Genomic DNA, 20,300 nt, shown 5'->3' on the forward strand with positions numbered 1-20,300 from the left:
CCGGGCGGCGGAGGCGGGAAGCCCGCCCGGCCGCCCCGATTGGCATGTTCAAAAAATATGAGCACTGCTCTTGTTTTGTTACCAGCCGGTACCTAGCATCTGGCACTGATCGACGCTGTTCTCCCGCTCCGCACGCCCACCCCCCGGCCCCCAGCCGGGGGGTGTCCCCTGCACCCAGAGGAGCCACGCGTGACCAGATCAGTCCTGCCCCGTACCGCCGCCCTCGCCGCGTCCTGCCTGTTCGCGGCCCTCGCCCTGAGCGGCATCCCGGGCCCGGCCTCGGCCGCCGCCCCGGCTGTCGCACCGGCCGCCGCCGCGGCCCGCACCCCCGCGATCGTCGCCCTGGGCGACAGCGCCATCTCCGGGGAGGGCGCCGGCACCGATACCAATGACGGCTACACCGCCGGGACCGACGGGCCGACCAACTACTGCCACCGCCACCCGCAGTCCGAGATCTACGACACCGGACTGCCCGGCGTCACCGGCGTCGACCTGGCCTGCTCCGGCGCGCAGACCGGCGACCTGGTCAGCGAACCGGCCCTGGCGAAGGTCACCGGCGGCGGCAGCGGCGACTTCGGCGAGGCCAAGCAGGACGTCCAGCTGGCCCGGACCGCGGCGACGTACCAGGTGAAGATGGTCGTGGTGACCATCGGTGCCAACGACGACTTCGACTTCAGCGGAATCATGGAGAGCTGCCTCGGGCAGTACTTCCCGATCCCCCAGTCGACCGGCTGCCGCGACACCATCGGCAGCGCGACCATCGCCGCCCGGGCCAAGGCGGTGATCCCCAAGATCGAGGCTGCGCTCACCGACGTCCGGCAGACCATGCGCACGGCCGGCTACGCGGACGGCGACTACCAGCTGGTCATGCAGTCCTACTTCAGCCCGATCACCCCGGACATCCGCAGCAACAGCTACGCCGACAAGGTCGCCCAGGGCTGCCCTGCCTTCCCCGAGGACCTGGCCTGGGGCCACAACTGGGTGGTCCCGCAACTGGACGACGCACTGCGGACGGCGGCCGAGGCGGTGCCCGGGGTGCGCTTCCTGGACCAGCGCCGGGTCAGCTACGGCCACGAGGTCTGCGCCGAGATGACCACCTCGCCTTACGAGTACACCAACGGTGACGTGATCGACCTCAGCGAGAACACCCGCAACGGCTGCGACTACTCCATCGGCATCCTGGGCCTGTGCGAGAACGAGATCCGGCAGTCGTTCCACCTGCGGGTGGCCGGCTACCGGGGCGAGGGCGCCTGCCTGGCCGAGTTCTACGGCGCGCCCGCCCAGCAGGAGGCCTACTGCACCCTGGAACAGGGCGACGGCACCACCATCGAACCGCTGACGGCCGGTCAGCCGTTCGCCGACGCCCCTGACGACGGCGCCTGGTTCCAGCTCAGCAACCACAGCAGCGGCAATGTGCTGGACCTCTCCGGCGGCGGGACCTACGGCGACAGCACCAAGGGCCGGGTGGCCATCACCTATCCGGCGACCGGCGGGCTGAACCAGTCCTTCGTCTTCGAGGCCCAGTCCGACGGCAGCTACACGCTGAACTTCAGCGGCAACAGGTCCATGTGCCTGGACGCGGCCAACGCCTCCACGGCCGCCGGCACCCAGCTGCGGCAATGGACCTGCAACGGCACCGGCGCCCAGCACTGGGTGCTGGAGTCGGCGGGCAACGGTCTCTACAAGGTCGCCAGCTCGCTGAGCACGGCGATGGTCGCGACCGCGGGCCCCGCCGCCGACTCCTCCGGCGACCCGCTCACCCAGCTGCAGCCGGACACCGGCGCGGCCGGCCAGCTGTGGCAGCTGACCAAGCTCGGCATCGTCCACCTGCACGGCTGACCGTCAGCGGCAGCTGCGGGGATGGGGCGGGGACGGCCGGGAACCACCCGGCCGGTCCCGCTCCGTTCGCGCTCCGCGCTTCCCGGTGCGGCTCCGCGCTCGGATCGGACGATATATTTCACGAGTAAATTACCTGCTAACATTGACAGCATGGCGACACAGACGGGAACCCTCCGACCGGTACGACAGCTGCCGGTGCGCAGCGCGCTGCGGCTGAACCGCCCCGCCGCCGGCTGGCACCGGCAGGCGCTCAGCGCCGTGGTCGCCCTCGGTATCGCCGACCTGCTGCTGCTCGCGCTGGGACGGCTGGACCTGGCGCTCTACACCTCGGCCGGCGGACTCTGCGCCCTCTACGCCCACGGTTTGCCCTACGCGGCCCGGGCCCGCACCCTCGGCTGGGTCGTCCTCGGTATGGCCGCCAGCGTCGGCATCGCCCTCGGGACCGCCGCCGCCACCGACTCCACCGTGGTCCGGGTCGCCGTCGCCGCTCTGCTCGCGGCGGCGCACAAGACCGTCTGCGACGCCACCAGGATCGGGCCCCCGGCCAATCTGATCCCCACCTTCATCGCCGCCAGTTGCGTCTTCGTCCCACAGCGGATGGGCGAGGTCCCGGCGCACCTCGCGCTCACCCTGGCCACCGGCGCCCTGGCCTGGCTGGTCTGCATGGCGCCCGGCCTGGTGCGGCCGCAGGGGCCGCAGCGGCATGCGGTCGCCCGGGCGCTGGACGCGGCCGCCGCGCAGGGGGCGCCGCCCGCCGCCAGGACGGCCTCGGCCGCCGCGGCCTGGCGCACCGTGCTGCTGGTGCCGACCCGCACCGCAGCGGCGACCGCCGACCGCGGCCGACTCGAACTGCTGCTGGTCCGCGCGGGGTCGGGCACGGCCGACCCCCGGGAACTGCGGCGCTGGGCCCGCGCGCTGCGGCGGAAGGGTCCGCTGCCGGACCTCGCGCCGACGGGGGCGGAGGCCGCCGAGCTGGCAGGGGCGGAGGCCGGCGAGCTGGCGGGGCTGCACGGCGAACGCCCGGGCGGTGTCCGTCTGCACCGCAGTGCGCCCAGCGCAGGTGGCACGCGACGGTTGCCGGCAGCGCTCCGCCCCGGTTCGCCACTGCTGACGGCCGGCGCCCGGGTGGCCCTCGGGTGCGCGCTGGCGGGCTGGGCCTCGATGGAGCTCGGCGTCGGCCGCCCCTACTGGGCCGTGGTCACCGCCGCCTCGGTCTTCCAGGCCAGCACCACCCTGAGCTGGAACCGGGCGCTCAACCGGGTGCTCGGCAATGTCATCGGCCTGCTCCTGTTCGCCGTACTGCTGCCGGTCACCCGGATCGGGGCACTGGCCCTGGTGCTGGCCGCACTGGCCTGCCAGTTCGGCGCGGAGGCGACGATCAGCCGCGGCTACTGGCTGGGCACCGTGTTCGTCACCCCGATGGCGCTGCTGATGGTCCAGTTCGCCCAGGTGCAGCCGGCCGGCCAACTGGTCGCGGACCGGGCCCTGGACACCGTGGTGGGCGCGGCGGTGGGGATCGCCAGCTGCCTGCTGATCACCGACCGTCGGGTCTCTGACCGGGCCGAACAGGCCCTGGCCGCGGTCGCGGCCACCCGCGCCGAGGCCGCCCGACTGCTGGACGCCCCGGCTGCCGGGGTGAGCGGGCACGAGCTGGGCTGGGCCAGGGACCGGCTGGTCAATGCCCTGGTCGAGCTGCGCGAGACGGCGGAGGCGGCGCGCGGCGAGTGGCGGCAGCGGGCCGTCCCCGAGGAGCGGATCGCCGAGGCCGAGCGGCAGGGCCACCCGGTGCTGGCCGAGCTGAGCCGCCGGCTCGACCCGGCCCTGGCCGTGCGCGCCGTGCCGCCGGTGGCCGCCTGAGCAGGCGCGTAGGATCGGCAGCCGGGCGGGTCCGGCCGCCGGGCGAGGCGGGAGGAGCGTCGGCATGGACGACGTGGTCGAAGCGGTACTGCAGCAGTGGCGCCGGCTGAACCCTGAGCTCGACACCGCCCCGATGGCCCTGATCGGCCGGGTCAACCGCTGTTCCGCCCTGCTCCAGCAGGCCGCGGACGCGCCGCTCACCGGCGTCGGCCTCACCCGCCCCGAGTTCGACATCCTGGGCACGCTCCGCCGGGTGGACCGCGATCTGACACCCGGTCGGCTCGCCCGGGAGACCTTCGCCTCGGGCGCCGCGGTCACCAAGCGGGTCCGGCTGCTGGCCGACCGCGGCCTGGTCGAACGCCGCCAGGACGCCCGCGACCGCCGCGTCGTCCATCTCTCCCTCACCGACGAGGGCCGCGACCTGATCGACCGCCTGCTGCCCGAGCAGCTCGCGTACGAGCGCTCGCTGCTCTCCGGGATCGGCGAGCAGCGGCAGGGCGAACTCTCCGAGGGGCTCAGCGAGTTGCTGTCGGTTCTGGAGGGCCGCCTCGGCAGTCTGCTGCCGTACTGAGGAGTCCGGCTCCGTCGCGCCCGGAGCAAAGGGAAGCCCCGGCTGGACGGGGGAGGCCAGCCGGGGCAGATCGTGGTGGGCGGTGATTCCCGTACCCGCACCCACGGTTAGTAGAACGGTCAACCAGCCACCGGTGTTCCCACCCGACCCGGTCCGCGATGTGACCTACCGCACCCGGCCCCGAAGGTGACGGTGCCCCGAAGGTGACGGTCACTCAGCGCTGGTCTTCCGGGTACTGCTGGAACAAGACAATGGGACCGAGATGCCCAGCGGCTCCGGAAGCGTGATCGGCGTACCGAGGGCGCTTGGTATGGTCCCGCGCATGGATGCGACGGGAGATGTGCCCGAGAAGGTGGCCTGGGTCCTGGTACGGGACGGCCGCGTGCTGGTGACACGCAACAAGGGCCGGGAGCTGTTCTACTTCCCCGGCGGGAAGCGGGAGCCGGGCGAGAGCGACGCCGAGACGCTGGTGCGAGAGATCGACGAGGAACTCCAGGCGGCCGTCGTCGCGGACACCATGGTCCACTTCGGCACGTTCGAGACACGGGACCGCGTCAGCGGCCGCGTCGAGTTCCGGATGATCTGCTACACCGCCGACCACCGCGGCGACCTGGCCCCGGCTCACGAGATCGCCGAGATGGCCTGGTTCGACTACGGCCGACGGGACCGGGTCTCACCGGCCGACCGGATGGTCTTCGACGCACTCCACGAGGACGGGCAGCTGCCCTGACGGTACGGATGCGCGGTCACGGCTACGACCGATGGGAGAGGCGGCTCAGCTCAAGGAGCTTCGCTGCCTCTTCAGAGCGAATGCGCGCCGGAAGCCCCGGAAGGCGAGAACGGCGGCGATGAGCGCGAGCAGGGCGCTGAGCGGATCGCGGACAGCGACGACTTCGTGGGAGGCACCGGCCAGGTGGGGCAGCCTGCCGCAGAGCATCGCCAGCCCCAGGAAGAGGTTCCACGCGAAGGGGAACGACGAGGAGGTGCGCCGCGCACCGGCGCGGTCCTCGGCCCGCTCCCGCCACTTGACGACCACACCCAGGAGCATGAGGGCGCACGCCACCGCGACAAGGATCGCGTCTCCCATGTGCCGCTCTGCCCCCTCCCCCGACCAGGCCTCCGGCCTCACGGCCCACCGCAGCGACGCCCAAACGCCGGGATCCCGGTCAGACGGTTCGTCGTCTGACCGGGATCCCGGGTTGGTGGAGCTGAGGGGATTCGAACCCCTGGCCCCCTCGATGCGAACTACCGGCAGTTCGGTCGCTGGGGTCTCCCGTCCAGGTCGGCCACGCTACTGCGGTCGGGGCGGGTCGGCTGCGGTCGACACGGTTGCTGTACTTCCGTGCTGTACAGCTACCAGCGCCACAGGCGCCCGAGTACACCTGCCACACGGCCTCACCCAGCGCGAACGAGAGGTCTGAACCAATCACTCGAACAAACGCCCACCTGCTACATACTGTGACTCAGAGTAATTATAATCTTGCAGTGAGCTACATTTGCCATGGATGCACTGGGTTTGGCGGCCCCGATTCCATCGAATCAGCGAACGATCATGGGAAGTTGAGATCTTCACAACTGCAAACGTGTTTACGAACGCGTTGCGCATGGGTAGGCTGCAGGTGTGGATGAGGCTGAGCAGTTTCGTACGCTCCTGGCCACGGCGGAACGAGACCTCGCCGAGGCCGAGGACGCGCTGATCGCTGCTCGCCACAGGGTGGAGGTTCTGCGCAGGGGTGTCTTCGGCATCCGGTCGATGATCGAATCCATGAGCGGCAGACCAGACGAGCCGCAGCCTGAGTCCATCGAGCGGGCAAGGCCCCCGCTGAACGATGAGCCGGTTCGATCGGCGCGGCATGATGCCAGAGGCGCCACCACCGCTCCGAGAAGTGGTCTATCGACTACGGATCGTGCCGTGAGCGTACTAGCCGATGCGAATCGCCCGATGCGCATGCGGGAGATCCGACAGGAGTGGAAGCGCAGAGATTGGGTGGATCCCGAATGGAGGACCCCGGACTCTGCGATCACCATGGCCTACCACCGCGCCATGAAGGCCGGTCGGGTGTCACGCATGTCAGACGGTTCATGGGTACTGCCGATAGCGGTACAAACCGAAGTGCTTGAGCAGCGGTCAGACACGGGTGGTGGACGTTGACGGGGCTTCTCTTCGCGGCCCTATCTGGGACTCCAGGGCGTACCGCAATCGGCGCAGCAAGGCACGCCCGAGTATCCGGAGATCGAACCGTCGGCCTCCATGCAGACCGCTCCTGCGCCCGACTCTGTCCGCAGTTCGAACCAAGCTCCCCCGCATGCGCATTCTGCGTAGGTGGGCCCGTCGGCTTCGGACGAGGCCCTCCACGTGCTGAGGTCAGTCACAGAAGTCATGTTCATCCCGAAGAAGGAAGTGTTGCCTTATGAACAGGCCCAAGGGTCCCAACGGAAGTTGGAAGACGGGACAGCGGGTGCCGGAGACCCGGCACTACGAGGACCAGTACGGCGTGGTCACCCGGCACGAGATGGGGAAGACCTTCCCTCCGTGCGTCGACCGAAAGGGCGAGTGCGCCTACCGGGTTCCGAGCCGCGCGACTGGTGAAGAGACTGCCAGTGCGTGACGCGGATCTTGCCAGATAGTTGCAGCTATCTGACTGGTGCGTAACCAACGAGGGGTGGAGGGCCATTGGCCTTTCACCCCTCTCCCTTTGCCCCTCGGCCGACCACGTACGTGACCGGTAGGTAGACGATATTGGACCCGAAGCTAGACGTTCTGTCTAGGACATCCTGCCCACGTCCTCGATCGCTACCCGCGTAGGCGACAAAGACAACACTACCTTCACGCCGTCTTGGCCTGCCATGTGGGCTAGATCATCAACGGTCACCGTGGTCGCTCTGAACCTCAACCAACCCTGCGGGCGCACTCGCACCACCAGAACCACGACCGTTTGCGCTCCCATCCCGTCTGCCGTCGTCCCACACCTCGGTGGAGCGGGCTTGCCCCCTGGTGTCCAGGTGGAGCGCCCCACTGGACGACCGACCTGGACACCAGGGGGCAAGGCTGCTCGGCTCTGCCTGGGACGACGGCGGGCGGGATGGGAGCCTCCCTCATCAGCCACGATGGACCGGTACCCGCTGATCCTCCTGGGCCATCCCGGAGCCGGAGTGCCCCCGCCGGAGGCATCGTCTCGGCCGGCTGCTGGTCGATGGTTCGCGATTCATGGCCTCGGCCTATCCAGCGGGCGCGCGGCCGGCGAGCCGCGCCACGCGGGGCGAAGACAGAGCGAGGCGCGAGCGCGCCGAGTCGCGCGCCCGGCGGAGCGGTAGCGACGCCGGGTGCCTTGATGAAGTAGCGAAAGTCATCACCCTGGCTCTGGGGCCGGGACTGATGCCGTCCTTGGCCTGTCGACCTCTTGTCGAGCCGAAGGGGACGTGTTCATGTAGGCCAAGGCTGCTGTGATCCGGGGGTGGCACGCATGGACGATCTGGTTGTGAACCGCTGGCAGAAGAGCGGTAAGGACCGGCTGTACGTCAACCGCAAGGGACGACAGGGGCCCTCGGTTGCCTGGTTCGATCTCCAGAGTGGCGAGACGCACATGACGGTGCCCGGGTTCGAAGCTGCGGCACGGGCAGCGATCGCGGAGTGGTTACGGTCGCACAACTGGACATCAACTCAGCAGCCACCCCCTTGCCCTCCCCTCCCTGTCTCCATTCCGCCGCTCTCTCCGCTGACACCAGAGAACGATCTCTCCCGCAACCTACCCGGAGCTGCGGTGGAGCAGAAGGTACGCGAGAAGGAGCGGGAGCGGAGCGCGTTCGTTCGCTGGGTTGCACGCACTCTGGATCTCTCGGTTCCAGGAACCGACTCTTGGCGTGCCGGATTCACGGGGGAACAAGTCGTTGGTGACGCGCTCGCCCGTCTTGATGAGCGTGCCTGGCATGTTCTCCACGCCGTTCAATGGCCGAGCGGAGCCGACATAGACCATCTGGTCATCGGGCCGGCTGGGGTCTTCACGGTGAATGCCAAACACCATGCGGACGCCCGCATATGGGTCGGGGGTGGGATGCTCCGGGTCAACAACCGGAATACGGATCATGTGAAGTTGAGCCTGGCTGAGGCGGAGCGTGTGGCAACGGTGCTCCGGAGCTGGTGCGGATGGGAGGTTCCGGTCCGCCCCGTGCTCGCCATCGTCGGTGCGCAGTCGATCACTCTTAGTGGTAAGGAGCCGCCTCGCGTGTTGGTCACCGAGGGGCCAGAGATCGACAAGCTTCTGTCCGGCCTGCCCGTTCTGATCGCTCCGGCGCACCGGGTCTCAGCGGTGTTCGAGGTGGCTCGGCGACGGGACGTATGGAAGTCGGCCGGACGGCAGCGGAGAAGTTGAGTCGCCCGCCTGGGAGAGCTGCACCGCGGTATGGGCAGCCTTCGGCCGAAGTCCGTGAGGGGTGTACTCCGGAGTCGCTGGGCAGCCTACCCTTGCCCATGGGACAGACGGCGGAGGGAAGACTTGACGGACAGCAGAGCCAAGCGGATCGGCTACCGGGACATCTCGGAGTCGCTACGCGGTGAGATCGAAGGCGGGACGTACCCTGCCGCGCTCCCACTTCCAGCCGAAAGCGATCTTGCGAAGCGCTACGGAGTGGCACGCGAGACAGTACGTCGCGCGCTGGCGGATCTCGAAGAGCGGGGCCTGCTGCGCACCGTGCACGGTCGTGGGCGCTTCGTCAGTGATCAAGCGGGGGGAATCGCAGTGGGTACCAAGCATGAGCAGGTGGCGACTGCGCTGCGACAGCAGATCACAGCGGGTCGACTTCGTCCGGGCGACTCGCTGCCCTCGGAGGCTGAGGTATGCAGTCGATTCGACGTCTCCCGGACAACTGCTCGCGCTGCCTTCGCGGAGTTGAAGCGGGCCGGCCTGGCGCGCAGTGAGCAGGGTAAGGGCTACATCGTGACCGAGCCGCCGAACTTCCACGATGACGGCGACCGTTCAACTGCATGGCAAGTCCACGGCGAACGGCCGATCTATGAGAACTACTGGGTGACGGTCACTCAGGCCGACATTCAAACCCCGGACGGAGAGCGGTTCGACCATCACAAGGTCTACCTCCCGCCGGCTGCCATGGCGGCCATGCTCGATGATCAGGGCCGGGTCTTCATGATGTGGCGACACCGCTTCGTCTCGGACACCTGGAACTGGGAGCTTCCGGGAGGAGTGGTGGAAGACGGCGAAGACCCGAAGGACACTGCTGTGCGGGAGATCCTAGAAGAGACGGGATACCGCCCGATCGGTGAAGTCGAGCACGTCGTCAGCTTTGAACCGATGATCGGCACCGTAGCCAGCCCGCACCATGTCTTCGTCGTGCGGGGCGTGGAATACGTGGCGGAGCCCACTGAGGTGAACGAATCGCAGAAGACGGCGTGGGTTCCACTCTCAGAGATTCCGGGCCTGATCGCCCGTGGTGAGATCGCCAACTCGGGGGCGTTGATCGCACTTCTGTACCTGCTGGCCGGACAGACCGTACGAGAGCCGTCAGGCAGCCTCTAGAAGCTGTGCGATCCGGCGGCGTTGCCGGGCTGACCCTGTCAACGCCGCAAGGTCCTTCGCCTGCTCGGCTTGACGCCGCGACTCGTCGGCTTCCCCGCGCACGGACAGCGCCAGTGCCAGATCGCAGCGCAATCCGGCTTCTGCTCGGGTGAATCCCCTCTCCATGGTCTCCAGAGCCCGGGTCAGGTCGGTGATCGCTTCGTCCAAGCCCAGACGTGCAAGACAGTTGCCCCGCCATCGGGCAAGGTGCGGTGCCGCGAGGAACAGGAAGGGCAGATCCGGGTCCTCTGGATCGTCGGGCAGCACCGAGGTAGCTGCGTCAAAGGCGAGAAGGGTTGCCGAGACGTTGCCCGTCGCCGAATGGGCTTCGGCCTCGGCTGCGTGCATCCATGCCCGCATGAGCGCTGGAAGCTTCTGGCCGGCTGCTGCGTGCGCGTGTGTCATCAACTCGACAGCATGAGCTGACTGTCCCAAGTCCAGTAGCACGTAAGCTTGTTGGGCCGTCACATGCGCAAGCAGCGTGGCATTCTCGGCTTCCCGAGCCGCGCCCTTAGCAACTTCGTGAAGCTCCCAAGCGGCCCGGTACTGACCGAGGTCGAGAGCCTGCCAGCCCGCCAGTGCTGCCGCTTCGGTCAGTGCTGCCGCGACGGGCTGACGCGTGCCTGGAGAGACTCCGTGGCGAAGCAGGGTCTCCATCTGGGCGACATGCGCGCGAGTCTGCGGTAGCAGCAGTTGGGCTCCAAGTCGTCGGTCCTGCTGGCGCAGGTTCTCGGTCTGCGCCTCGAACAGTGTGACCATTGATCGATCGAGAGTGGTGGCGGCGAACAGCTCCCGAGTAAGGGCCATCGCGTCGTCAAGATCCGCCTCGGGAGGTTCGTCCTCGGGAAGCGAGCCCAGCTCTGCTGCGGACATCTCCAGGACGTCGCAGAACAGGGTGAGGTAGTCGCCGACCAGGGGCCTGCGGCCGGCCTGCCATTCCCGGATCATCCGTTCGAGGCTGGCGTCACTCGCGATGGCGATACTGCGGGCCCGGGCTGCACTCTTCAGCTTGCTGACCAGCACGACCTTCTTCAAGCGCCGGGCCGATATCGCGTCTGCCAGTGCAGTCATCTCGTGGCACCTCCGAGTGCAACGACGGTCCATTCATTGTGACCTGTTGGTCCGTCAAAAGGCGGACAGTCCGCCGTTGTCCGGGCCTGCTCCGTTATATCCGCAGGTCAGTCGGGGCAAACTCGAAGTATCGGCGGACGGGATCGCCAAGGATCAAGAAGACCCTCTTGACGGCGAATCCGGTGCGCGTAACCTGTAACTAGACGTCTAGCTACAAGCTAGATCGCCTCCGCGCACGCGCTCCGCAAGCACGACGCACCAACCACGTCAGATCAGTGCTTCGACTCAGGGAGTTGGCAGATGCCTTCCTTCAAGATTGACCTCTCGACCGCCTTCGTGTTCGTGGCGGTCCCCCCGACACACAAGGTGGTCAACCGGGAGACCGGTGAGATCGCGATCGACCGTGAGACCAAGGCCAAGATGATGACGATCGGCCTGACCATCGCCGACGAGGGCACCGCCGACCTGCTGACGGTGAGCGTCCCGGAGTCCGGCATCCCCTCGAACCTGGCAATCGGGCACCCGGTGACCGTGACCGGGCTCAAGGCCCGTGACTGGGAGAACGAGTTCAACGGGCAGAAGCGGCACGGGATCTCGTTCCGCGCCCTGGCAGTCACCTCGCAGGTCACCAGCGGGAAGGCCTGAGCGTCGTGCATGACCTCCTGGCCCTGATCGAGACCGGCGTTCCGGCTGCTGCCGCTACCGGCGGAGCGCTCTACGCCCGAGAGCGTGCGCCTCGCCTGTACTGGTCGCTGGTCGGCCTGCCGGCCGCACTGGCCCGGGTGAACCGGGGATGGGCCGACACCATGGAGGCCTGCGGCCTGACCACCTCGCCCGCGATGTGGCGGGTACTGGCTGCCCGGCAGGGCGACGCCACCGAGGTCCGACCCACCCCGCCGAAGCTGCGCGCCGTGGTCCCGACGACTCGGGGTGTCCGGCTGCGGATGCGGCTGGCTCGCGGTCAGTGCCTGGCGGACGTCACTGACGCCCTCCCGGCGCTGCGTGCCGCGTGGCGGGTGCACTCGCTGCACGCCTCCGAGGTCCGTCCCGGCCTGGTGGACCTGCACATCATCGGCTTCGATGTGCTGCGCCGCGTGGTCCTTCCGGCCCGGCTGGCGGGCAAGGCGGAACTGCTGCGGATACCGGTCGCGATGACCGACCGCGGGGCGGTGTACCAGCGCAACTACCGGGTCATGCCCCATGGGCTGACCCTTGGGGCGACCCTGTCGGGCAAGTCCATGTACGGCCGCAACCTGTTCCACAGTCTGGCCGGACAGGACGTCGCCGTGGTCGGGATCGACTGCAAGCGCGGGGCAGAGCACACCCCCTTCGCCCCGCGCCTGTCCGCCCTGGCCACCGATGCGGACTCGGCCCTTGACCTGCTGCGCGTGCTGGTGGATGTCGAGATGTCCGGCCGCTTTGACCTGGTGTGCTCCTACATGGGCATACCGCGGATCGTCCCCGGTGAGGACGTGACCGCGGACATCTGGGGCCTGCCGGCCAAGCTGCGACCGGCGCCGCTGGTGCTGATCGTGGACGAGGTCGCGGAGCTGTTCCTGTCCTCGGGCAGCAAGCCCGACGAGGCACGCCGCAACGAGATCGTGAAACTGCTGATCCGCTACGCGCAGTTGGGCCGGTCCTCGGGGATGTTCGTGGAGGTCATGGGGCAGCGGTTCGGCTCGGAGCTGGGCAAGGGAGCAACGTTCCTGCGCTCCCAGCTCGGCAACCGGGTGGTGCACCGCGTCCACGACATCGAATCGTCCCGCATGGGCCTGGGCGACGTCTCCGAAGAGGCCATGCACGCCGCCACGCACCTGCCGGAGGAACTGCCGGGCATCGCCATCGCCGGCGACACCTCCGGACGCTGGCAGCGCATCCGCACCCCCTACCGGCCGCTTGCCGAGACCGCCATGCACTGCGCCGCAACCGCGCACCTGGTCCCCGACCTGCCCGCCCTGAACGCGTTCCGCCCGGTGCCCCCGGCCCCGGTGGATGACCTGCTGGACGACGTGTCGGTGTACCTGCCCGACCCCGCCTCGGCGGCCTAGCACCCCCGCGCACCAGGTCGGCGTGACCGCCTCACGCCAGGTCCCTACCCGAGTCATGCCCGAACCCGAGAGGAACAGCACCGTGTATGTGAGCGTCTCCGTGGCCCTGGAGTCCGCAGCGTGGATCATCTGCCACGACTACGGACCGGCCAAGCTGCCGATCCTGGCCGTGCACGACACCAACAGCTTCTCCATCGTGACCGACACCACCCGCCCGGCCCTCGAACAGGTCGCTGCGGCCCGCCGCTTCGCTGACGTCGCCGCCACGTTCGCCGCACTCACCCAGACCTGGGCTGACGCCCAGCGGGTGAGCCTGGCCAAGGCTGCGTGACCGCCATGGCCACTACCCGCAAGCGCGTCGCCGCGAAGCCCGCGCTGGCCCCCGAACCCGCCCGGTGTGAGCCGTGCGAGGGCACGGGCCTGGTCCCCAAGACAGTCCGCGTCGGCCAGCGGCACCGCAACGTCGGTGACCAGCAAGGGGCCTGCCTGACCTGCTGGGGCACCGGAATCGCCGCCGACGAAACCTGATCTGCCAGGACCGGGCGGTGATCCGTCTCCCGCCCGGCCCCGGCCCCAACTCCCTGGAGGTGAACTGCAATGCGCCGCTTGCTCGCCCGTGTGGATCCGGTCCTGGTGCAAGCCGTGATCGCCGCCGCTCTGTCCTTCGCCCACCTGCACGACATCGCCAACGCGGCCGGACAGTCCGGCTGGAAGGCATGGGCCTACCCGATCTCGGTGGATCTGCTGCTGGTCGCCTCCTGGCGACGCCTGCGACAGGGCCGCGCCGCCGGTACCGCAGTCCGCCTGGTCTGGGTCTGGTTCCTGGTCGCGTTGACAGCCTCACTCGGGGCGAACGTGGCTACCGCCGGACTGCTGGACCTGCACGCGGTCCCCGCGTGGCTGCGGATCCTGGTCGCCGGCTGGCCCGCCGCCGCGTTCCTCGGTGGCACGCTGCTTGCCCACGCCCCGCACCCCGAGCCCACCCCGCCCGCGCAGCCGGACACACCCCTGCTCGATGCCCCGGCCCCGCCGGACGTCTCGGTCTACCGCGACGACGTCCCCGCCCCGGCGGTCCTGCCGGAGCCCGATCCGGTGCCCGCGATCTCGCCTGCCCCGCCTGCGGTGGAGGTCCCGGCCGCGCTGCTGGACCTGGCCCGCAAGCTCACCGCCGACGCCGACCGCGCCGGTACCCCGCTGACCCCGGACGCACTGCGCACCCGCCTGGGCGTCCCCGCGCCGCTGGCCGACGCCATTACCGCCCAACTCGCCTGAGGAGAAACCGCCGTGACCGTGAACGTGCCCGTCGTCGTGCTCCTGGCCGTCGTCGCCTGGCTGATCGTCAAGTTCTTCCGCATCCGCCCCTGGGCGGTGGTCGCCCTGGTCCTGTTCGGGTTCTTCCTCGCCCACACCTTCCTCGCCCCCGCCATCGACTCCGGTACCCGCTCCGGTGTCCAGATCGTCAACACCCACCACTGATCCCAAAGGAGAACTGTCATGGGCCTTCGCCCGATCCAGCCCCCCACCGGCAGCGACGTCTACACCATCGCCTCCGGCCTGCCCACCCAGCACACCCCGACCATCCCGGCCCCGGTCTGCTCGTGCCAGCAGCACGCCCCGGCCACACCGGTCTACTACACCCCGGCCCCGGTCGCACAGCGCTCCTCGATCGCGCCCTACGTCGCCGGCGGCATCGCAGCCGTGGGCGGAGTCGCCGTGATCGGCCTGATCGCCATCGGCCTGCTCCTGGCCTTCGCCGTGTCCGCCCTGTCCATCGCCGTGGTGGCCGTGGTCCTGCGGACCCTGCTCAACCCGCCGCAGAACAAGGGCCGTTGACGGTGGCCGTCTACGTGGACGAGATCACCGACTACGGCGACATCGCCAAGGCCGCCGGACTGCGCACCACCCGGTGGGCGCACCTGACCGCCGACACCCGCGAGGAACTGCACGCCTTCGCCGACCGGATCGGCCTGCGCCGCGCCTGGTTCCAGCACCCGAACGACTACCGGTGGCACTACGACGTGACCCCCGGCAAGCGCACCGCCGCACTGCACGCCGGTGCCCAACCGATCGACCGCCACGGACTGGCCGCACTCATGGCCACTCGCCGCTCCGCACACCCCTAGCTCTACCTCGGGGCGACCGCCCGAATCCCTGGCAGGAAGACCGGTCGCCCCGAGCCTCCGCCCGCCCAACACATCCGACAGACAGGAGAGCACCATCATGCACGCCTCGAACACCCCGGTTTCGCTGTGCCCCGCCTGCGACGGCTTCCCCGTCGTCGCCGTGAGCGTCGGCACCCGCCGCACCGACGGCACCCTGCCCACCTTCCCGGTCACCTGCGGCCACTGCCGCGGCACCGGCGTCCGTCCCGCCCCGGCCCCGGCCCCTGCCCGCGTCCTCGTGGCCAGGTGAGCGCCGTGGGCCTCCTGGACTGGCGCGACTCCAAGCACTGGGACAACACCCCCGAGCCCTGCGTGATCTGCGACAAGCCCACCAACCTGCGCTCGGACCGCGCCAAGCCCGTCCACAAGGTGTGCGCAGAGGACTGGACCGACCAGCACACCACCTCCGCTCCGGCCGACCGCCGCCGCTGATCCGAAGGGACTGACCTGCCATGACGTTGACCCTGATCGACTTCTTCTGTGGCGCCGGTGGCTCCTCGACCGGGGCCGCCGCCGTGCCCGGCGTGGTGCCGCTGCTCGCGGCCAACCACTGGGACAAGGCCATTGCCTCCCACGCCGCGAACCACCCGGCCGCTGAGCACTTCATCGGCGACCTGCACGACGCCGACGTGGCCCGCTTCCCCGCCGCTGACCTGTTCTGGGCCTCCCCGGAGTGCCCCAAGTGGTCCAACGCCCGGGGAAAGCGGCGCGACTTCGACCGGCAACCCGACCTGTTCGGCGAGACCCTGCCCGACGCCGCCACCGACCGCTCCCGCGCGCTGATGTGGGACGTGCCCCGCTACCTGGAGTCCGCTGCCGCACGTGGCCGCCCGGTGGCCGCCGGGGTGGTGGAGAACGTCGTGGACGTGCGCGCCTGGCACGACTGGGAGCGCTGGGTGGGCGACATCCGCGCCCTGGGCTACACCACCAAGCTCGTTGCCCTCAACTCCATGCACGTGCGGCCGGAGCACACCGATCCGTGCCCGCAGTCCCGGGACCGCCTGTACCTGGCGTACTGGCGCACCGCGCTGGGTCGGCGTCCGGACTGGGACAAGTGGCTGCGGCCGGCCGCCTGGTGCCCCGGCTGCGAACACCCCGTCAAGGCCGTGCAGGTGTTCAAGAAGCGCGGCGGAGACATGGGCCGCTACCGGCAGCAGTACGTCTACCGCTGCCCCAACGTGGCCTGCCGGAACATGGTGGTCGAACCGGCAGCGCTGCCCGCCGCAACCGCCATCGACTGGACCCGCCAGGGAACCGCGATCGGCGCGCGACCGCGTGAACTGTCGCCCAAGACCCTGGACCGCATCCGCGCCGGACTGGCCCGCTACGGCACCCCCGTCCTCACCCCCGCCGGAGGCACCTGGCGCACCGAGGCGTCCTCGGTCGGCGAGCCGATGCCCACGCGCACCACCCGCGAGAACGACGCCCTGGCGGTCCCGCCGCTGCTGGTCCCGGTGGAGGGACGCGACGGCAAGCAGGCCGCCCCGGCCACCGATCCGTGGCGCACTCAGACCGCCCGCAACGAGACCGGGTTGGCCTGGCTGCCGTTCATCGCCGAACTACGCGGCGGCAACTCCGACGCCCGCCCCGTGCTGGATGCCCTGGCCACCGTCACCGCCTCGGGCAACCATCACGGCCTGGTCACCGCACCCACGCCCCCGGCCAGCGGTTGGGCCAATCTGCTGGTGCCGTACTACAGCACCGGTGCCGCGCGCCCGGCCGCCGATCCGATCGGCACCCTGACCACCCGCGACCGCTACGCCCTGGCGTCCGGTGCTGCGGCCACGGGGCTGGATGAGGTGCTGTTCCGGATGCTGGAGCCGGACGAGATCGGCCGCGCCATGGCCTTCGCCGACACCTACACCGTGCTGGGCAACAAGCGCGAGAAGGTCCGCCAGTACGGCAACGCCGTCACCCCACCGGCCGCCGAAGTCCTCATCTCCGCCCTGACCGAGACCGTCACCGGCACCGACCTGCCCCGGACGGCAGCATGACCACACCCCTGATGGCCCCCGCGTGCGGCAGCGAGTACGAACGGGCGGTCACCCTGGACCTGGCCCGCTTGTCCGCACGCGGGGACCTGCCGCAACTGATCCACCAACTGCGGCGTACCGGAGGGTGCACCAACCCGATTCACCTGTCCGGGTTCCGCACCCTGCTCCACGCCCCGACCGGGCAGGTTCTGCACAGCTACGACACCAGCACCGAACCCGGCCACCGGCTGAGGGTGGCCTGCGGCAACCGCCGCGCCTCCCGCTGCCCCTCCTGCGCCCGCACCTACGCGGGCGACACCTTCCACCTGATCCGCGCCGGACTGGTCGGCGACAGCACCAAAGGCATCCCGGACACGGTGCGCTCGCACCCGCGCGTGTTCGCCACCCTGACGGCTCCATCGTTCGGGCCGGTCCACAACCGGCCCGACCACGGGCCGTGCCGCTGCGGACGCCAGCACGCGCAAGCCGATCCACTGCTCGGTACGCCGCTGGATGCCGAGCGCTACGACTACCCCCACGCGGTGCTGTGGAACAACCACGCCCCCGAACTGTGGCGACGCTTCACCATCTACCTCCGCCGCGAACTCGCAGCGGCTTCCGGCCTAACCCGCAGCGAGTTCGCCGACCACGCCAAAGTGTCCTTCGGGAAGGTCGCCGAATACCAGCGCCGCGGTGCCGTCCACTTCCACGCCGTGATCCGCATCGACGGACCCGACGGAGCCAGCACCACCCCGCCCACCTGGGCCACGGTCGGACTGCTGGACCGCGCAATCCGCTCGGCCGCGCGCCGCGTCTTCGTGCCTCTGGAGGCTGCCGGCGACTTGCCCGCGCTGGTGCTGCGCTGGGGCAAGCAGATCGACGTACGCCCCATCAAGGCGTTCGGCGACGGCTCGGCCATCACCGAACAGGCCGTGGCGTCCTACGTCGCCAAGTACGCCACCAAGTCCGCCGAAGCCACCGAGAGCATTGACCGGCGGATCGCGGAACTGCGGGAGCTGGACCGCTACGACCTGCCCGACCACACCCGCCGACTGATCGAGACCTGTTGGGAACTGGACGCCTGGTACCCCGGCCGGCTGCTCGCGCACTGGTCGCACATGCTCGGCTTCCGAGGCCACTTCTCCAGCAAGTCCCCGTCCTACTCGACCACGCTGGGGGCCCTGCGCCAGATCCGCGCCGACTTCCGCGCCGAACAAGCCCACGCCGACCTACGCGAACGCCTGCTCGCCGAAGGACTGCCCGACCTGGACGACCTGCCCGACGCCGAAACCCTCGTGCTCGCGCACTGGGCCTACGCCGGCTCCGGACTCACCCCTGGCGAATCCCTGCTCGCCGCAGGCATCGCCGAACAGCTCGCCGAATCGCGTCAACTGGCCCGCGAAGAGCTGGCCAACCTCAACTCCGAAGGAGATGTGTTCCCTTGCCCACCGTCACGACCGTGATCGAACGGAAGTGGTACAGCACGGAGGAAGTTGCCGAGATGCTCGGCTACGGCCTGTCCAAGACCAAGATGCTGGTGCTCAGCGGACAGATCCGCTCGCTCAAGGACGGGCGCAGTCGGCGCATCCTGCCCCGCTGGGTAGACGAGTACGTCGAACGCCGCGCCCGTGAGGCAGAGGAGGCGTTCGCATGAGCGGAAAGCGCGGCAATCAGGAAGGCTCGATCTACCCCTACCGCAACGGCTTCGCCGCCTACGTCTGGGTCACGACCCCGGCCGGCGAGCGGAAGCGGAAGTACGCCTACGGCAAGACCCGCACCGAGGTCCACGAGAAGTGGCTCAGGCTCCACAGTGACGCCAAGGCGGGACCGGTGGCGACGGCTTCACCGACCCTGGCCGAGTACCTGGCTTACTGGCTGCGGGAGGTGGTGGAGCCAGGACTCAAGCCGAAGGCTGCCGAGACCTACGACATGCACGTCCGGCTGTACCTCGTGCCCGGGCTGGGCTCCAAGCGGATCGACAAGCTGACCGTCCGGGACGTTCGCGAGTGGGTCAACAGGCTGGGTGAGGCCTGCCAGTGCTGCGCTCAGGGCAAGGATGCCCGCCGACCGGAGGACCGGCGCCGCTGCTGTGCAGTGGGCAAATGCTGCGAGCAGACGCTCTCGCGCCGTACCGTCCAGGACGCCCGCGGGGTGCTGCGCTCTGCCCTGACCAATGCCGTCACCGAGGAAGTGCTGTCGAAGAACGTGGCGGCCCTGGTCAAGGTCAGGTCAGCGCGCAAGAAGCAACGGCACCCGTGGTCGGTTGAGGAGGCACGCGCGTTCCTGGAGTCCGCCCGCCGCGACCGTGACCCGCTGTATCCGGCGTACGTGCTCATCCTGGTCCTGGGCCTGCGGCGGGGCGAGATCCTGGGCATGGGCTGGGACGCGGTGGATCTCGACCGAGAGATCGTGATGATCGAGGCTCAGCTCCAACGGATTCGCCGGAGGCTGGTCCATGACGAGACCAAGACCGAGGCCTCGACCGCCCCGCTCCCCCTGCCGGGGATCTGCTCCGCCGCGCTGAAGCTGCGGAGGACCGCGCAGGACGCCACGAGGAAGGCTGCCGGCGACTGCTGGACGGACTCCACGTTCGTGTTCACCACGCGCTATGGCAATCCGATCGACCCGCGCAGCTTCAACCGCTCGTTTACGTCCCGGTGCCGGCGGGCGGGAGTCCGGGTGATCCGGCTGCACGACACCCGGCACACGTGCGGCTCGCTGCTCGCCGCCTTGGATGTGCACCCCCGGATCGCGATGCAGATCCTTCGGCACAGCAAGATCGCGGTCACCATGGAGATCTACACGCACGTCCCGTCTGCCGAGACACGGAAGGCGCTGAAGCGGCTCGGCAGGTCTCTGGACTCCGCCGAAGATCCGCAGTAGTTGCTGTACTTTGCTGCTTGCAGACGCGAAAGAGGCCCCGTCGATGATCTCGGCGGGGCCTCTGACGTTGGTGGAGCTGAGGGGATTCGAACCCCTGGCCCCCTCGATGCGAACGAGGTGCGCTACCGGACTGCGCCACAGCCCCAACGAGAAGAAACTCTATCAGGTCCGGGCGGGTGGTCCTGCACCCCTTTTGGGGCTGGTGGGGGTGGGTGTCATTCGTTGGCGGCGCGGGGGTGCGCGGCGGGTTCGTCCGCGTACTGGTCGAAGAGGGGGGTTGACGGCGGGCGCTGCTGTCGGGGCGCCGGGGGCTGGTTGGGCTGGGG

Annotated in this window: 24 protein-coding genes and 1 tRNA gene; 22 read left to right on the forward strand and 3 right to left on the reverse strand. The window is 69.4% G+C overall.

Features of this window, described 5'->3' with window-relative positions; genetic code table 11:
• Positions 1–189: 189 nt before the first annotated feature.
• The 4 genes from TR46_RS32010 (at position 190) to TR46_RS32025 (ending at position 4,997) form a co-directional block, all read left to right on the forward strand.
• Positions 190–1,839 (forward strand): RICIN domain-containing protein, encoded by a 1,650-nt coding sequence (locus TR46_RS32010; protein WP_042408773.1) that lies wholly within the window; start codon positions 190–192, stop codon positions 1,837–1,839.
• Positions 1,840–1,989: 150 nt separating this feature from the next.
• Entirely contained in the window at positions 1,990–3,696 is a 1,707-nt protein-coding gene (locus TR46_RS32015; RefSeq protein WP_042408774.1) for an FUSC family protein, read from the forward strand.
• A 64-nt stretch (positions 3,697–3,760) separates the two neighbouring features.
• On the forward strand, positions 3,761–4,267 hold the full coding sequence (locus TR46_RS32020) for a MarR family winged helix-turn-helix transcriptional regulator (protein ID WP_042408775.1): 507 nt from the start codon (positions 3,761–3,763) through the stop codon (positions 4,265–4,267).
• A 322-nt stretch (positions 4,268–4,589) separates the two neighbouring features.
• Positions 4,590–4,997: an NUDIX hydrolase gene (locus TR46_RS32025; protein ID WP_042408844.1), complete on the forward strand. Its 408-nt coding sequence runs from the start codon at positions 4,590–4,592 to the stop codon at positions 4,995–4,997.
• Between the two features lie 45 nt (positions 4,998–5,042).
• Here TR46_RS32025 and TR46_RS32030 read toward each other — a convergent pair whose 3' ends face one another.
• On the reverse strand, positions 5,043–5,354 hold the full coding sequence (locus tag TR46_RS32030; RefSeq protein WP_152626800.1) for a hypothetical protein: 312 nt from the start codon (positions 5,352–5,354) through the stop codon (positions 5,043–5,045).
• 534 nt (positions 5,355–5,888) lie between these two features.
• On the opposite strand from TR46_RS32030, the gene TR46_RS41690 reads away from it, so the two are divergent.
• The 4 genes from TR46_RS41690 to TR46_RS40255 all read left to right on the forward strand — a co-directional run bounded on the left by TR46_RS41690 (position 5,889) and on the right by TR46_RS40255 (position 9,798).
• Complete coding sequence (locus TR46_RS41690) at positions 5,889–6,419, forward strand: hypothetical protein (RefSeq protein WP_152626801.1); 531 nt, start codon at positions 5,889–5,891, stop codon at positions 6,417–6,419.
• 259 nt (positions 6,420–6,678) lie between these two features.
• Positions 6,679–6,876, forward strand: a complete 198-nt coding sequence (locus TR46_RS41695; protein WP_152626802.1) for a hypothetical protein — start codon at positions 6,679–6,681, stop codon at positions 6,874–6,876.
• Positions 6,877–7,731: 855 nt separating this feature from the next.
• Positions 7,732–8,637, forward strand: a complete 906-nt coding sequence (locus TR46_RS40250; protein WP_084719119.1) for a nuclease-related domain-containing protein — start codon at positions 7,732–7,734, stop codon at positions 8,635–8,637.
• A 123-nt stretch (positions 8,638–8,760) separates the two neighbouring features.
• Positions 8,761–9,798, forward strand: a complete 1,038-nt coding sequence (locus tag TR46_RS40255; protein ID WP_161790239.1) for a GntR family transcriptional regulator — start codon at positions 8,761–8,763, stop codon at positions 9,796–9,798.
• Here TR46_RS40255 and TR46_RS32050 read toward each other — a convergent pair.
• A complete protein-coding gene (locus TR46_RS32050) occupies positions 9,784–10,908 on the reverse strand; it encodes an NsdA family TPR-like regulatory protein (protein ID WP_236655616.1) in 1,125 nt (374 codons plus the stop codon). The two genes, TR46_RS40255 and TR46_RS32050, sit on opposite strands and share 15 nt — an antisense overlap.
• 300 nt (positions 10,909–11,208) lie before the next feature.
• Between TR46_RS32050 and TR46_RS32055 the strand changes: the two genes are divergently transcribed.
• The 14 genes from TR46_RS32055 (at position 11,209) to TR46_RS32120 (ending at position 19,974) form a co-directional block, all read left to right on the forward strand.
• On the forward strand, positions 11,209–11,553 hold the full coding sequence (locus tag TR46_RS32055; protein ID WP_042408785.1) for an SCO3933 family regulatory protein: 345 nt from the start codon (positions 11,209–11,211) through the stop codon (positions 11,551–11,553).
• A gap of 5 nt (positions 11,554–11,558) precedes the next feature.
• A complete protein-coding gene (locus tag TR46_RS32060; RefSeq protein ID WP_042408788.1) occupies positions 11,559–12,956 on the forward strand; it encodes an FtsK/SpoIIIE domain-containing protein in 1,398 nt (465 codons plus the stop codon).
• Positions 12,957–13,011: 55 nt separating this feature from the next.
• Positions 13,012–13,287, forward strand: a complete 276-nt coding sequence (locus tag TR46_RS32065) for a hypothetical protein (RefSeq protein WP_152626803.1) — start codon at positions 13,012–13,014, stop codon at positions 13,285–13,287.
• A gap of 5 nt (positions 13,288–13,292) precedes the next feature.
• Positions 13,293–13,484: a hypothetical protein gene (locus TR46_RS32070; protein WP_042408856.1), complete on the forward strand. Its 192-nt coding sequence runs from the start codon at positions 13,293–13,295 to the stop codon at positions 13,482–13,484.
• Positions 13,485–13,553: 69 nt separating this feature from the next.
• Positions 13,554–14,228, forward strand: a complete 675-nt coding sequence (locus TR46_RS32075; RefSeq protein ID WP_042408792.1) for a DUF2637 domain-containing protein — start codon at positions 13,554–13,556, stop codon at positions 14,226–14,228.
• 12 nt (positions 14,229–14,240) lie between these two features.
• Positions 14,241–14,432 carry a hypothetical protein gene (locus tag TR46_RS32080; protein ID WP_042408795.1) on the forward strand — a complete coding sequence of 64 codons (192 nt, stop codon included), beginning with the start codon at positions 14,241–14,243 and terminating at the stop codon, positions 14,430–14,432.
• A gap of 18 nt (positions 14,433–14,450) precedes the next feature.
• A complete protein-coding gene (locus TR46_RS32085; RefSeq protein ID WP_152626804.1) occupies positions 14,451–14,789 on the forward strand; it encodes a SpdD protein in 339 nt (112 codons plus the stop codon).
• Between the two features lie 2 nt (positions 14,790–14,791).
• The gene (locus tag TR46_RS32090; protein WP_052433275.1) at positions 14,792–15,079 is read left to right on the forward strand and encodes a DUF4031 domain-containing protein; all 288 of its coding nucleotides are present in this window, start codon (positions 14,792–14,794) and stop codon (positions 15,077–15,079) included.
• A 97-nt stretch (positions 15,080–15,176) separates the two neighbouring features.
• A complete protein-coding gene (locus TR46_RS32095) occupies positions 15,177–15,368 on the forward strand; it encodes a hypothetical protein (RefSeq protein ID WP_042408804.1) in 192 nt (63 codons plus the stop codon).
• Complete coding sequence (locus tag TR46_RS43315; protein ID WP_042408806.1) at positions 15,365–15,550, forward strand: hypothetical protein; 186 nt, start codon at positions 15,365–15,367, stop codon at positions 15,548–15,550. Before TR46_RS32095 ends, TR46_RS43315 begins: the two co-directional genes overlap by 4 nt.
• A gap of 20 nt (positions 15,551–15,570) precedes the next feature.
• Positions 15,571–17,112: a DNA cytosine methyltransferase gene (locus TR46_RS32105; RefSeq protein ID WP_042408809.1), complete on the forward strand. Its 1,542-nt coding sequence runs from the start codon at positions 15,571–15,573 to the stop codon at positions 17,110–17,112.
• Positions 17,109–18,554, forward strand: coding sequence for a replication initiator protein RepSA (gene repSA / locus TR46_RS32110; RefSeq protein WP_052433276.1), 1,446 nt, complete (start codon positions 17,109–17,111; stop codon positions 18,552–18,554). Before TR46_RS32105 ends, repSA begins: the two co-directional genes overlap by 4 nt.
• Positions 18,533–18,745, forward strand: a complete 213-nt coding sequence (locus TR46_RS32115; RefSeq protein ID WP_269084288.1) for an excisionase family DNA-binding protein — start codon at positions 18,533–18,535, stop codon at positions 18,743–18,745. The genes repSA and TR46_RS32115 overlap by 22 nt, the downstream gene beginning before the upstream one ends.
• Complete coding sequence (locus tag TR46_RS32120) at positions 18,742–19,974, forward strand: site-specific integrase (RefSeq protein ID WP_042408811.1); 1,233 nt, start codon at positions 18,742–18,744, stop codon at positions 19,972–19,974. Before TR46_RS32115 ends, TR46_RS32120 begins: the two co-directional genes overlap by 4 nt.
• 68 nt (positions 19,975–20,042) lie before the next feature.
• Here the strand turns inward: TR46_RS32120 and TR46_RS32125 are convergent.
• A tRNA-Ala gene (locus TR46_RS32125) sits at positions 20,043–20,119 on the reverse strand.
• Between the last annotated feature and the right edge of the window lie 181 nt (positions 20,120–20,300).

The sequence above is a fragment of the Streptacidiphilus carbonis genome, assembly GCF_000787775.1.
In the GTDB taxonomy this organism is placed as follows: Bacteria; Actinomycetota; Actinomycetes; order Streptomycetales; family Streptomycetaceae; genus Streptacidiphilus; species Streptacidiphilus carbonis.

Excerpts from the sequence above, each read along its gene's own strand:
- TR46_RS32120 (WP_042408811.1), top strand. The coding sequence starts at position 18,742 with ATGAGCGGAAAGCGCGGCAATCAGGAAGGCTCGATCTACCCCTACCGC.
- TR46_RS32050 (WP_236655616.1), bottom strand. The coding sequence starts at position 10,908 with ATGACTGCACTGGCAGACGCGATATCGGCCCGGCGCTTGAAGAAGGTC.
- TR46_RS32020 (WP_042408775.1), top strand. The coding sequence starts at position 3,761 with ATGGACGACGTGGTCGAAGCGGTACTGCAGCAGTGGCGCCGGCTGAAC.
- TR46_RS32055 (WP_042408785.1), top strand. The coding sequence starts at position 11,209 with ATGCCTTCCTTCAAGATTGACCTCTCGACCGCCTTCGTGTTCGTGGCG.
- TR46_RS40250 (WP_084719119.1), top strand. The coding sequence starts at position 7,732 with ATGGACGATCTGGTTGTGAACCGCTGGCAGAAGAGCGGTAAGGACCGG.
- TR46_RS32025 (WP_042408844.1), top strand. The coding sequence starts at position 4,590 with ATGGATGCGACGGGAGATGTGCCCGAGAAGGTGGCCTGGGTCCTGGTA.
- TR46_RS32085 (WP_152626804.1), top strand. The coding sequence starts at position 14,451 with ATGGGCCTTCGCCCGATCCAGCCCCCCACCGGCAGCGACGTCTACACC.
- TR46_RS32065 (WP_152626803.1), top strand. The coding sequence starts at position 13,012 with ATGCCCGAACCCGAGAGGAACAGCACCGTGTATGTGAGCGTCTCCGTG.
- TR46_RS32030 (WP_152626800.1), bottom strand. The coding sequence starts at position 5,354 with ATGGGAGACGCGATCCTTGTCGCGGTGGCGTGCGCCCTCATGCTCCTG.
- TR46_RS32075 (WP_042408792.1), top strand. The coding sequence starts at position 13,554 with ATGCGCCGCTTGCTCGCCCGTGTGGATCCGGTCCTGGTGCAAGCCGTG.
- TR46_RS32015 (WP_042408774.1), top strand. The coding sequence starts at position 1,990 with ATGGCGACACAGACGGGAACCCTCCGACCGGTACGACAGCTGCCGGTG.
- repSA (WP_052433276.1), top strand. The coding sequence starts at position 17,109 with ATGACCACACCCCTGATGGCCCCCGCGTGCGGCAGCGAGTACGAACGG.
- TR46_RS32105 (WP_042408809.1), top strand. The coding sequence starts at position 15,571 with ATGACGTTGACCCTGATCGACTTCTTCTGTGGCGCCGGTGGCTCCTCG.
- TR46_RS32095 (WP_042408804.1), top strand. The coding sequence starts at position 15,177 with ATGCACGCCTCGAACACCCCGGTTTCGCTGTGCCCCGCCTGCGACGGC.
- TR46_RS41695 (WP_152626802.1), top strand. The coding sequence starts at position 6,679 with ATGAACAGGCCCAAGGGTCCCAACGGAAGTTGGAAGACGGGACAGCGG.
- TR46_RS32070 (WP_042408856.1), top strand. The coding sequence starts at position 13,293 with ATGGCCACTACCCGCAAGCGCGTCGCCGCGAAGCCCGCGCTGGCCCCC.